At 65.0% G+C, this 12,252-nt stretch carries 13 protein-coding genes; 6 read left to right on the top strand and 7 right to left on the bottom strand.

What is annotated here, in order from left to right; genetic code table 11:
- Positions 1–46: 46 nt before the first annotated feature.
- From rarD to AC3A35_RS11480, 6 genes are all read right to left on the bottom strand, one after another.
- Positions 47–973, bottom strand: a complete 927-nt coding sequence (gene rarD, locus AC3A35_RS11505; protein WP_487436230.1) for an EamA family transporter RarD — start codon at positions 971–973, stop codon at positions 47–49.
- A 14-nt stretch (positions 974–987) separates the two neighbouring features.
- Complete coding sequence (locus AC3A35_RS11500) at positions 988–1,836, bottom strand: class I SAM-dependent methyltransferase (RefSeq protein WP_487436229.1); 849 nt, start codon at positions 1,834–1,836, stop codon at positions 988–990.
- Complete coding sequence (locus tag AC3A35_RS11495) at positions 1,833–2,408, bottom strand: YqiA/YcfP family alpha/beta fold hydrolase (protein ID WP_487436558.1); 576 nt, start codon at positions 2,406–2,408, stop codon at positions 1,833–1,835. Before AC3A35_RS11495 ends, AC3A35_RS11500 begins: the two co-directional genes overlap by 4 nt.
- A 70-nt stretch (positions 2,409–2,478) precedes the next feature.
- The gene (locus AC3A35_RS11490) at positions 2,479–3,303 is read right to left on the bottom strand and encodes an undecaprenyl-diphosphate phosphatase (protein WP_487436227.1); all 825 of its coding nucleotides are present in this window, start codon (positions 3,301–3,303) and stop codon (positions 2,479–2,481) included.
- A 71-nt stretch (positions 3,304–3,374) separates the two neighbouring features.
- On the bottom strand, positions 3,375–3,638 hold the full coding sequence (locus AC3A35_RS11485; RefSeq protein WP_487436226.1) for a YkgJ family cysteine cluster protein: 264 nt from the start codon (positions 3,636–3,638) through the stop codon (positions 3,375–3,377).
- Complete coding sequence (locus AC3A35_RS11480; RefSeq protein ID WP_487436225.1) at positions 3,638–4,156, bottom strand: DUF2478 domain-containing protein; 519 nt, start codon at positions 4,154–4,156, stop codon at positions 3,638–3,640. Before AC3A35_RS11480 ends, AC3A35_RS11485 begins: the two co-directional genes overlap by 1 nt.
- A gap of 261 nt (positions 4,157–4,417) precedes the next feature.
- On the opposite strand from AC3A35_RS11480, the gene hrpA reads away from it, so the two are divergent.
- Entirely contained in the window at positions 4,418–8,566 is a 4,149-nt protein-coding gene (gene hrpA / locus AC3A35_RS11475; RefSeq protein ID WP_487436224.1) for an ATP-dependent RNA helicase HrpA, read from the top strand.
- A gap of 25 nt (positions 8,567–8,591) precedes the next feature.
- Here the strand turns inward: hrpA and AC3A35_RS11470 are convergent, their stop codons facing one another.
- A complete protein-coding gene (locus tag AC3A35_RS11470; protein ID WP_487436223.1) occupies positions 8,592–8,939 on the bottom strand; it encodes a hypothetical protein in 348 nt (115 codons plus the stop codon).
- A 247-nt stretch (positions 8,940–9,186) separates the two neighbouring features.
- Between AC3A35_RS11470 and rpsF the strand changes: the two genes are divergently transcribed.
- The 5 genes from rpsF (at position 9,187) to dnaB (ending at position 12,147) form a co-directional block, all read left to right on the top strand.
- On the top strand, positions 9,187–9,582 hold the full coding sequence (gene rpsF, locus AC3A35_RS11465; RefSeq protein ID WP_487436222.1) for a 30S ribosomal protein S6: 396 nt from the start codon (positions 9,187–9,189) through the stop codon (positions 9,580–9,582).
- Position 9,583: 1 nt separating this feature from the next.
- Positions 9,584–9,898 (top strand): primosomal replication protein N, encoded by a 315-nt coding sequence (priB, locus tag AC3A35_RS11460; RefSeq protein WP_487436221.1) that lies wholly within the window; start codon positions 9,584–9,586, stop codon positions 9,896–9,898.
- Between the two features lies 1 nt (position 9,899).
- A complete protein-coding gene (rpsR, locus tag AC3A35_RS11455; RefSeq protein WP_487436220.1) occupies positions 9,900–10,175 on the top strand; it encodes a 30S ribosomal protein S18 in 276 nt (91 codons plus the stop codon).
- 15 nt (positions 10,176–10,190) lie between these two features.
- On the top strand, positions 10,191–10,640 hold the full coding sequence (rplI, locus tag AC3A35_RS11450; RefSeq protein WP_487436219.1) for a 50S ribosomal protein L9: 450 nt from the start codon (positions 10,191–10,193) through the stop codon (positions 10,638–10,640).
- 94 nt (positions 10,641–10,734) lie between these two features.
- Positions 10,735–12,147, top strand: coding sequence for a replicative DNA helicase (dnaB, locus tag AC3A35_RS11445; RefSeq protein ID WP_487436218.1), 1,413 nt, complete (start codon positions 10,735–10,737; stop codon positions 12,145–12,147).
- The last annotated feature ends 105 nt before the right edge of the window (positions 12,148–12,252 follow it).

Raw genomic sequence — 12,252 nt, 5'->3', positions numbered from 1 at the left:
AGCAAGCCGCACAGTTTACTGGATTCGGCCCGCAGTCCCTAAACCTTCAGCGGCCGGCCCGCTGGCCGGCGGTATGGCGGACCATGTCTGCGGTGTACACCGCGAGCGCGCTCCAGATCAGCACGAAGCCGATCAGCTGGGTGTGGTCGAAGGGCTCGCCGAACAGGAACACGGCGATCAGGAAATGCAGGCTCGGGGCGAGGTATTGCAGGAAGCCCAAGGTCGCCAGCGGCAGGCGCCGGGCACCCACGGCGAACAGCATCAGCGGCACGGCAGTGAGCACGCCGGCCAGCGGCAGCAGCAGGTCGACCCGCAGCGCAGTGCCGAAGCCGAGTTCGCCCCGGTAACCCATCCACAGCAGCCAGCCGAGCGCGAGCGGCGCGGTGACCAGGGTCTCGATGAACAGTCCGCCGACGGCATCGACCGGCGCGCGTTTTCGCAGCAGGCCATAGAGGCCGAAGGTGGCGGCCAGGAAGAGCGCGATCCACGGCAGCGTGCCGACCTGCCAGATGCGCCAGCCGACACCCGCGACCGCGATGCCGACCGCCAGCTGTTGCAGCGGACGCAGTCGTTCGCCGAGAAACAGGCGGCCGAGCAGGACGCTGACCAGCGGGTTGATGAAGTAACCGAGGCTGGCCTCGATCAGTCGCCCGGCGTCGATCGACCACACGAACACCAGCCAGTTGCTGCCGGTGAGCATCGCGGTGAGGGCGAGCAGGCCAGCCAGCCGGGGCTGGCGCAGCACCGCGGCGACGGCAGAGAAACGGCCGGTGCGGGGGACGAAGGCGATCAATGCGGCGAGAAACACCAGCGACCAGAGCACGCGGTGGGCGACGACTTCGAACGGCGGCACGCCGCCCACCGCGCGGAAGTACAGCGGCGCGAGCCCCCAGATCGAAAAGGCGGCCAGCGCAGCGAGGGTGCCGCGTCGGATCTCGCCGGCGGCGGATCCGGGCGGGGTGCGGAGTGACATCGGAAAGTGCGCCCTCAGTCGGGACGGATCGCCGTTGCCACCAGGGCGCGGGCCGGCACGCAGAAGCCTGGCTTGCCGTCACTGCGCGGATGGGCTTCGAGGTCGGCACTGACTGCGGCCTGCAGCGCGCTGAGGGTGGCCTCGGGCAGGCGCGAGAGCGCTTCTGCGGCCCCCCCGGCAAGGTCCAGGAAAGCCTGCCAGTAGTCCGCGGCGCGATCGAAGCAACAGCTGAAATCGCATGGCGTGATGTGAACCTGGCCGAAACCGGCGTCGACCAGCATGGCTTCGAGCAGGTCGGCATCGCCGAAGCGGAATACCGAGGGGCGCTCGATTCTTGGCGGGGGGAGCAGGCGGGCGATGCAGTCCTGGGCGCGCGAAATCAGCGGTACCGCGGCGCGCTCGCCCCACACCGACAGCGCAAATCGTCCGCCGGGTACCAGCACGCGATGGATCTCGGCCAGTGCGCGCTCGGGATGCGGAAACATGAACAGTGCCAGGCCGGCGAGCACGCGGTCGATGCTCGCGTCGGGCAGGCACAGGTGCTCGGCGTCGGCTGCGGCAAACAGCAGGTCGGCGCCGCTGCCTTCGGTGCGACGTGCACCCTCGGCCAGCATGCCCTCGGCAATGTCGGTGGCCAGCACCATGCCGTGCGGCCCGACCCGACCGGCGGCGTCAAGGGCAAGCAGGCCGGGGCCGCTGGCGAGGTCGAGCACATGCTGGCCGGGGGCCAGCGCTGCGGCGTTGATCAAAGCGGCGGCGAGCTCCGCGCGCAGGTGGGCGCCCTCGGCATAGCGGCCGGCGATGCGATTGAAACCGGCGCGCTCCATGGCCTTGAAGCGACCCGCGTCGAAACCGCTGCTCATGTCAGGCCCGCGAACTGGAGTACGTCATCGAGATAGTCGTTCCAGCGCGAAAAGCCGTGGTCCCCGCCGGGCAGGATGGTCTGGCGTGCGCCGGCATACTTGTCGACCGCATGGCGGTAATCGAGCAGCTCGTCGCCGGTTTCGGCCAGCAGCCAGCAGCGCTCGGGGTGGGTGATGGTCTTCACCTCGATTGCGCGCAATTCATCGATGTGTGCCGGGGTGAAATCGAACGTTTCGCCGGTATACAGGTTGGTCTGGCGACCGACATAGGACTCGAGCGACAGTGGTGCGATCACCGCCGGGTTGACCACCACGGCGCGCAGGCCATGGCGTTCGGCGAGCCAAGTGGCGTAATAGCCGCCGAGCGAGCTGCCGACCACGGTGGGAGTACGACCGGCGGCACGGGCGGCGTCGATCTGGCGCTCGACGAGCATGATCGCAGCGCGCGGCGACACCGGCAGTTGTTCGCACCACATCGCATCGGCCAGTCCGCGGGCGGCCATGTGGGTCATGAGCGCCTGTGCCTTGATCGACGCGGGCGCGGAGCGGAAACCGTGCAGATAGATGATCATCTCGACCGGGGCGGTGTGGACGGCCAACCAGTTTAGCCCGTCGGGATGTCGGCGGCTAAGCTGGAAGCGCTCAGGATTCGCTCCAGGCGACGAGCCCGAGCTGCCAGGTGGCGAGCACGATCACGCCGAACACGATCCGATACCAGGCGAAAGCGATGAAGGTATGGTTGGAAATGAAGCGGATGAAGCTCTTCACCGCCCACATCGCGGCGATGAACGAGGCGACGAAGCCGACCGCGAACACCGGCAGGTCTTCCAGCCGCAGCAGTGCCCAATTCTTGTACAGATCATAGGCGGTGGCCGCGAACATGGTCGGGATCGCGAGGAAGAACGAGAATTCGGCGGCGGTCTTGCGCGACAGGCCGAAGATCAGCCCGCCCATGATCGTTGCGCCCGAGCGCGAGGTGCCGGGTATCATCGCCAGCGCCTGGGCGAAGCCGACCTTGAGAGCATCGCCCCAGCTCATGTCGTCCACCGAGTTTATCCGCGGATGGTAGGCCCGCTTCTCGACGTAGAGGATGATCAGCCCGCCGACGATCAGCGCGGTGGCAACCGTGAGCGGATTGAACAGCAAGGCCTTGATCGTGGAGTGGAACATCAGCCCGAGCACCGCAGCGGGCAGGAAGGCGACGAACAGCATGCCGACGAAGCGCTGGGCAACCGGTTCGCGGGGTACGCCGACCGCCACCTTGATCAGGCGCTCGCGGTAATCCCAGCATACCGCCAGGATGGCGGCGAGCTGGATCACGATCTTGAACACCTTGCTGGTGTCGTCGTTGTAGCCGAGCAGATCGCCGATGATGATCAGGTGGCCGGTGGACGACACCGGCAAGAACTCGGTCAGCCCCTCGACGATGCCAAGGACGAGCGCGGTGAGGAGGAGCTGGATATCCATATGGATTGGGCGCAGGCAAACTGAATGAGGTGGCCGATTATAGCGGCGCGCTGCTGCAGTGCGGCAAAACTTCAGGTAACCGGACTTGACGTGCGGTGCTCGAGAAGGGTCAGCCACTGGATGGCGGCTTCCCGGCTGGTCCCGCACATTTCCGCCGAAGGCTGCAGGCTGCCGCATACCCGCGGCCGGCGCGGATCGCCGAACAGGCGGCAGCGATTGTCGTGGTCGAGCTGGACGCAGCGCACGCCGGCGGCCTTGCCCCGGCTCATGCCGGGAATCGAGCTCGAGATCGAGGGCGCGATGCAGCAGGCGGCGCAGCCTGGGCGGCAATCCATCAGCGCGCCGGACCCAGTCCGTCCCACCAGCCGAGTACCGCATCGAGGGTCGGTTCGAGGAGGGCGCCGTCGTTGCCGGTGAAATTCTGCCATTCGGGCAGGAAGCGCCTGCCTACGGCGGTCAGCAGCGGAATGCCGGACATCACGGTGAAGCCCATTTCGTCGCGCAATCCGGCGCCGTTGGCCTCCTGGGTGCTGAACTTGTTGATCATCACCAACTGCGCTCCGCCTTCCACCGCGCTGCGTACCGCGACCGAGGCGTGGGCCAGCGCGGCCGGATCGAGGCGGCAGGCTTCGGAGCCGCTGCCCAGTTCCTGCGATAGCGAAAAGCGCTCGCCGCTATGCAGGTCTTCCAGCTCCATTGCGCATGGATCGTTGATCGCCGTCGCGATGTCGTGCTGGATCACCCCGCCGAGTTGCACCCCGCGCTCGGCCAGGGTGCGTGCCACGCGTACCAGCAGGGCCTCGATGTTGTCGGTGGGCGAATACAGGATGGCGGCGATCGGCAGGGAGGGCATGATGGTGGCACCTGAGGTGAAGTCCGGATTGTCTCATCCGGCGGCGGGGTCGCACAGCCCCGGTGACGGGTATGGTACGAACGGGTCGCACGGTGACCGGGCCGAGGCAATGTGAGTTCGATGCTGCGAGGCGGGCGCAGTGCTGGGATAATGCCGCTCAAGCAGCTGTGGCGTCCTCCGGTGGTTCGATCGACCGGTGCCGGTCCGCGCATTCATGAATCTTCTCGTCGGGCAGCGCCTCCCGCCGCAACAAGAGCCGAAATGAACGAACACTCCACCCGGCCCGCCACCAGTGCGGGCTTGCCCGCATTCGATGACTGCATGAGCATCGACCGGCAGCGCTTGCGGCGGATGGCTGCCGAACTGCGGCATACCCGGGACGAACGCAGGGTCAGGCTGCAGACGGAACTGGACGCGCTGACCGCACGCTCGCGTGCGGCGCTCGCGCTGCGCACGGCAAGCCTGCCGCAACCGGATTTTCCGCCCGAGTTGCCGGTGTCGGGTCGGCGCGACGAGATCGCCGCCGCGCTGGTGGCGCATCAGGTGATCATCGTCTGCGGCGAGACCGGCTCGGGCAAAACCACCCAGCTGCCCAAGATCTGCATCAGCCTGGGGCGCGGCGCGGCCGGCCTCATCGGCCACACCCAGCCGCGCCGGCTGGCAGCGCGCGCGACCGCCACCCGTATCGCCCAGGAGCTCAACAGTCCGCTCGGCCAGGCCGTCGGCTACAAGATCCGGTTCACCGACAAGCTCAGCGCCTCGAGCCACATCAAGCTGATGACCGATGGCATCCTGCTCGCCGAGACCCAGACCGATCCGCTGCTTGCCGCCTACGACACCATCATCATCGATGAGGCGCACGAGCGCAGCCTGAACATCGATTTCCTGCTCGGCTACCTGCGTACCCTGCTGCCACGGCGGCCGGATCTGAAGATCATCGTGACTTCGGCCACGCTGGACGCCGAGCGCTTCGCGAAGCACTTCGCCGATGCGGCGGGGAGGCCGGCACCGGTGATCGAGGTGTCGGGCCGCTTGTATCCGATCGAAATGCGCTACCGGCCGGTGGCGGACGACGATGCGCCCGTACCGCGCGCCGGCGAGCGTTCCGCGCCGCGCAAGGACAAGGGCCGCGACCTGTATGAGGCGATCGTCGATGCGATCGACGAGGCCCAGCGTAGCGGCCCGGGCGACGTGCTGGTCTTCCTCCCCGGCGAGCGCGAGATCCGCGAGGCGGCCGAAGCGCTGCGCAAGGCGCATCATCTGCCCGGCACCGAGATCCTGCCCTTGTTCGCGCGCCAGTCGGCGCAGGATCAGGCGCGGGTGTTCTCGTCATCGGGCGGGCGCCGGGTGGTGTTATCGACCAACGTCGCCGAAACCTCGCTGACCGTGCCGGGCATCCGTTATGTGGTCGATACCGGGCTTGCCCGGCTCAAGCGCTACTCGCCGCGGACCAAGGTCGAACAACTGCAGATCGAGAAGATTGCCCAGTCGTCGGCACAGCAGCGTGCCGGGCGCTGTGGCCGGGTGATGGACGGAGTGTGTTTCCGGCTCTACGACGAGGAGGACTTCAACGCCCGGCCCGTCCATACCGATCCGGAAATTCTGCGCTCGTCGCTGGCCGGCGTGATCCTGCGCATGAAGTCGCTGAAGTTGGGTGCGGTGGAGGATTTTCCCTTCATCGATGCGCCGGGTTCGCGCCTGATCGGCGATGGCTATGCGCTGCTCGCCGAGCTCGGTGCGGTGACCGATGACGATGAACGCCGGCTGACCCCGACCGGACACGAGCTCGCCAAGCTGCCGCTCGACCCGCGGATCGGACGGATGATCCTCGCCGCGCGCGAGCGCGGCAGCCTGGCCGAGGTGCTGGTGATCGCCGCCGCGCTGTCGGTGCAGGATCCGCGCGACCGGCCGCAGGAAAGCGCCGGCAGTGCCGACCAGGCGCATGCGAAGTTCCGCGGCGGCGAACACGACCAGCGCTCCGAGTTCCTCTGGTATCTGCACCTATGGAAGGCGTGGGACGAGGTCCAGCGCCATGAGTCGGCGAGCAAGCAGAAGGCGTGGTGCAAGAAGCACTTCCTGTCGTACATGCGGATGCGCGAGTGGCGTGACGTGTTCACCCAGTTGCACGCGCTGTGCGCCGAGCATGGCTGGAAGGAGAGCCAGCTCCCGGCCAATTACGAGGCCATCCACAAGGCCCTGCTCGCCGGCCTGCTGGGCAGCATCGGGTGCAAGGTCGAGGATGCGTCGGGTCCGCAGGCGGGCAGCTACCTCGGCGCACGCGGAATCAAGTTCTGGCCGCATCCGGGCTCGGCGCTGGCGAAGAAGGCGGGCAAGTGGATCATGTGCGCCGAGCAGGTCGAGACCTCGCGCCTGTTCGGGCGCTGCATCGCGCGCATCGAGCCGGAGTGGGTGGAGGAGGTCGGTGCCCACCTGCTGCGACGCCAGGTGTTCGAGCCGCACTGGTCGAAGGCCTCGGGCGCGGTGCGGGCGTGGGAGCGCGGGACGGTCTACGGCCTGGTGCTGTATCCGCGGCGCAGCGTCGGCTATCGCGACACCGATCCGCAGCTGTGCCGCGAACTCTTCATCCGTGAAGGGCTGGTCGCCGGCGAGATCGGCGACGCGGTGGCGCGCGGCATGCCCTTCCTGACCCACAACCGGCGCCTGGTGGCCGAGATCGAGCGCCTCGAGCACAAGTCTCGGCGGCCCGACGTGTTGGTCGACGAGACCCTGATCGAGGCCTTCTACGACAGCCGGATTCCGTCCGATGTGGTCGATCTGGCGGGTCTCGAGGCCTGGCGCAAAGAGACGGAGAAGACCGACGCCAAGCTGCTTCACCTGTCGCGTGACCAGTTGATGCGCCACGATGCCGAAGGCATCACCACGGAACGCTTTCCGGCCCGGTTCGAGGTGCTAGGGCAGCGCCTCGCGCTGACCTATCTGCATCAGCCCGGTGAGGCCGACGACGGGGTGACCCTGACCGTGCCGCTGGCGATGCTCAACCAGATCCCGGCCAGCCGCTGCGAATGGCTGGTGCCGGGTTTGCTGGAAGAGAAGCTGGCCGCGCTGCTCAAGACCGTGCCGCAGAAGCACCGCCATCGCCTGCAACCGGTGGCGGACAGCGCCGCGGCCTTCATGACCGCCGTCGACGCCGGAGCATTCGATACCGATGCGCCGCTGCTCAAAGCACTGCAAGGCTTTGTCGAAGATCGGGTGCAGCTCAAGTTGCCGCTCGAGAGCTTCCGCCCGGAGAACCTGAAACCGCACTGTTTCATGAACTTTCGGGTGGTGGACGAGCATGGACGGGTGATGGGGCAATCGCGCAACCTCGCCGAATTGCGTACGCGCTTTCGTGACCAGGTTGCAGCGCGCTTCAGTGCAGCGAAAATAGGGGGCGCGCTTGCGGGGGCGTTGGATGCCGCAGGCGTAGCGATGTCCCGCCCGTCTGATGGGCGACCAGCGGATGCAGCCGGACCGCAGCGCCGCAATGCAGCGCCCCCTTCGCGGCGTGGCGATGTTTCCGCCGTCGGGCGAGAGGTTGCCAGCGCCCCCGCATCGGCGCTGTCCGGACTGACCGGATGGAGCTTCGGCGCCTTGCCCGAGTTGCTCGAGATCAGCGTCGCGGGACGGGAGGTGGTCGGTTTTCCCGCGCTGCACGACGACGGTGACAGCGTGTCGCTACGTCCCTACGACACACCGGAAGAAGCGGCGCGGGTGCATCGGAGGGGGTTGGCACGGCTGTTCGCGTTGAGCCTGAAGGATCAGGTGCGCGCCATCGAACGCCTGCCCGGTGTGCGCGAACTGGCGCTTCTCTACCTTGGCTTCGGCACCGAGGCCGAACTCAAGGAACGGCTGGTCGAGGCCACCCTGAGCCGCTGTTGCCTGCTCGATCCTCTGCCGGCCGACAAGGAGGCCTTCGAACGGCGGTGCACCGAGGCCAAGACCCGGGTCACGCTGGTGGCACAGGAGTTTATGCGCCTGGCGGTTCAATTGCTGACCGAACACGCTGCGCTCCACAAGCGGCTGCTCGGGATGAAGGCCTTCCCGGACGTGGTCGCCGATCTGCAGGAGCAGATCGCGGCGCTGTTGCCGAAGGACTTCCTGGTGGCCTTTCCGTGGGAGCATCTGGCCCAGTTTCCGCGCTATCTCAAGGCCGCTTCGATCCGTCTCGACAAAATCCGTAACAATCCGGCACGTGATGCGCAGTCGATGAAGGAGTGGCAAGGGCTTGCGCAGGCCTGGCAGCGCGAACTCATCGCCAAGCGCCGGGCCGGGGTCGTGGATGCACAGCTGGAAGCGTTTCGCTGGATGCTTGAAGAGTTGCGGGTCGGATTGTTTGCGCAGGAGCTCAAGACCCCGATGCCTGTGTCGGTGAAGCGTCTGCAGAAAATATGGGAGAGCCGGCCGCGTTGATCGGACGCAGCCGGTTCACGCCATTTCAGCGCAGCGGAATGATCAGCGGCGGGATATCGATGCCGATGACCACCGCCGGCGACCGGCTGTAACGGTAGGCCGGGTAGGGCTGCGTATAGTGATACTCATGGACTTCGCGGTAGCGGCGCGGCGCCTCCCTGATCACCACGCGTTCGCGGATGACAGTCCGGCTGTCGCGGTAGTCCCGATACTGGTGGCGATGATGATGCTTGTGGTCGTGCTTGTGCGACTTCCAGCCGCGGCCGCGATCGTCCCAGTCGTCGCCGCCCCGGGCTTCGGCGGTGCCCCCGACTGCGAGCAGGCCGCAGCATAGTAGTGCCGCGAACAGGGTGCGGGTATGTGTCGTGTTCATGGTTCTGCCTCCATCGGGTTTTCGTAGATCCAGCGGATGATCCTGATGCCCGGATACTAGGTCACGGCACGAGATGGGCTGGCGGACAGAGTGTAAGCAGTCTTGAGTGGTGCGCAGGTCGGGCGTTCGATGGGGGTGCTGGCCGGCTTTGTTTTTCCAGCAATTCTTGCTATTATGCCCGGCTCACCCTTGCTCCACCGGTTTCGCATGCCGGGGGGCTGAACTTCAACAACCGTAAGGAGTCTGCATGCGACACTACGAAATCGTATTCATCGTCCACCCGGACCAGTCCGAACAGGTCCCGGCGATGATCGACCGTTACAAGTCGATCGTCACTGCCCGCAGCGGCCAGATCCACCGTCTCGAAGACTGGGGGCGCCGCCAGATGGCCTACCCGATCCAGAAGGTTCACAAGGCCCACTACGTGCTCATGAACATCGAGTGCGACGGCGAGACCCTGTCCGAACTCGAGCATTCCTTCAAGTTCAACGACGCCGTGCTGCGTCATCTGACCATCAAGACGAAGAAGGCGGTCACCACGCCGTCGCCGATGATGAAGGAAGAGAAGTCGCGCTCGCTGACCCCGGCTGCCGCCGGCGACGAAGTCAAGGCTGTGGAGTCCGCCGAGTCGGCTTCGGCCTGAGGTGGTCGAAGCGGGGCTCAATGAATTGCGTCTCACGGCGCGGATCGCCGAGTTGCTTCCCCTGCGGCGTACGCCGGCAGGTGTCCCGGTGGCAAGTTGTCTGTTGGTTCATGAATCGAAGCAGCATGAAGCCGGTCTGGATCGTGATGTTTCGCTGGAGTTGCAGGCGGTTGCCGTGGGAGATCTCGCAGCGGTGCTGACGAGTTCGGGTCCCGGAGTGAATGTGTCGGTAACGGGTTTTCTGGCCGCGAAAAGCCTTCGCAGTCGTGCCCCGGTGCTGCATCTGAACAAGATCGAATTTGTAGAAGGAAATTGATATGGCTTTCAAGCCCAAGTCCAAGTTCAAGAAGAAGGATGATCGCGGCAACCGCGGTCTGTTCAAGCGTCGCAAGTTCTGCCGCTTCACCGCGGAGAAGATCGAAGAAGTCGATTACAAGGATGTGGACATCCTCAAGGATTTCATCACCGAGAACGCCAAGATCATGCCGGCGCGCATCACTGGCACCAAAGCCGGTTACCAGCGCCAGCTGTCGGTGGCGGTCAAGCGTGCCCGCTTCCTGGCGCTGATGCCCTACACCGACCTGCACCTGTAAGAGAGGATCGATAACATGCAAATCATTCTTCTCGAAAAAGTCGGCAAGCTCGGCGTACTGGGTGACGTGGTCAAGGTCAAGGACGGCTACGCTCGTAACTATCTGATCCCGCAGGGGCTGGCCAAGCGTGCCACGCAGGCCAACATGGGCGAATTCGAAGCCCGTCGCGCTGAACTCGAGCGCCTGCAGTCCGAGAAGCTGACGGCTGCGCAGGATTTGGGTGCCAAGCTCGACGGTCTCATGGTTCAGATCACCCGCAAGGCCGGTATGGACGGTCGTCTGTTCGGTTCCGTCGGCAATGCCGATGTTGCCGAGGCGATTGCTGCCCAGGGCTTCGAGATCGATCGCGCGGCGATCCGCATGCCCCAGGGGCATCTGAAGCAGATCGGTGATACCCAGCTCGAGGTTGCACTGCACGCCGACGTGGTCGTCTCCATCACTGTTTCGGTGCTGGGCGAGCAATAATCGTCCCGCGCTTCGCAGAAAAAGGGGCTGCCTAGGCAGCCCCTTTGTTTTTTAGAATGCCGGTTCCGGTTCTCCGAACTTTCACAGGTTTGATATGGCGACATCCGCTCGCAGGTTTCCCGAAGATGCGCTGGATCCCCAGATGGCGTCGATCAAGCTTCCACCCCATTCCCTGGAGGCGGAGCAGTCGCTGATCGGCGGCATCCTGCTGGATAACTCCGCGTGGGAGCGGATTGCCGATCTGGTCAATGAGGCCGATTTCTATCGTGACGATCACCGGCGAATTTACCGTCAGATCACCAAACTGATCGATTTCGGCAAGCCGGCCGACGTGGTGACGGTGTTCGAGTCGCTGGAGAAAAACGGCGAGGCCGAGCAGGCCGGGGGTCTGGCCTATCTGGCGGAGATCGCCAACAACACGCCGTCGGCTGCAAACATCCGTCGCTACGCGGAGATCGTTCGCGAGCGGGCGATTTTGCGCAAGCTGGTGGCCGTGGGCGACACGATCGCGGCGAGCGCACTCAGTCCGTCCGGCAAGGACGCGAAGATGCTGCTGGACGAGGCCGAAGCAAGGGTGTTCGAGATTGCCGAAGCAGGGGCCCGCCATACCAGCGGCTTCCAGTCGATCCAGCCCATCCTCAAGCAGGTCGTCGATCGCGTCCAGGAGCTCTACGATCGCGACAACCCGTCCGAGATCACCGGTGTTCCCACCGGGTTTGCCGACCTTGACGACAAGACCTCTGGACTGCAGCCGTCGGACATGCTCATCGTTGCCGGCCGTCCGGCAATGGGCAAGACGACCTTTGCCCTCAACGTTGCGGAGCATGTCGCGGTCGAGCAGCGCCTGCCGGTGGCCATCTTCTCGATGGAGATGCCCGGCACCCAGCTTGCGACCCGTTTCATCGCGTCGGTTGGGCGAATCGACATGCAGAAGATCCGCAGCGGGCGTCTGACCGACGATGACTGGCAGCGCCTGACGGTGGCAATGGGCAAACTCTACGATGCCCCGCTCTATATAGACGAGACGCCCGGGCTGAATCCGATCGACCTGCGTGCCCGTGCACGGCGTCTGTCGCGCCAGTGCGGGCGCCTCGGTCTAATCGTGATCGACTACCTGCAACTGATGACCGGGACCAAGGATAGCGATAATCGAGCCTCCGAGCTGTCCGAAATCTCGCGTTCAGTGAAGTCCCTGGCCAAGGAGTTGCATGTACCCATCATTGCCTTGTCCCAGCTCAATCGCAGCTTGGAGCAGCGGCCGAACAAACGCCCGGTCATGTCCGATTTGCGTGAGTCGGGTGCGATCGAGCAGGACGCCGACATCATCATGTTCATTTATCGCGATGAGGTCTATAACCCGGACTCTCCCGACAAGGGCTCGGCGGAACTTATCATCGGCAAGCATCGTAATGGTCCGACCGGCACTGTACGGATGACCTTCATCGGCGAGTACACCCGGTTTGAAAATTTCGCTGGAGGGGCTGGCTTCTATGCCCCACAGGAGTAACTGGGTTTGGTTAGAAATAAACACCTACTTTTTCTTGCATTAAGTTTTTGGTTGTCTATAATGCGCACCTCTTCACCGCGCAACGTGCTTCATAGGCGGCGGGCA

The organism is Azoarcus sp. Soil_N_20 (assembly GCF_057656155.1).
Note: the sequence above shows the minus strand (reverse complement) of the source record. Positions and strands in the feature narration are given on the sequence as shown.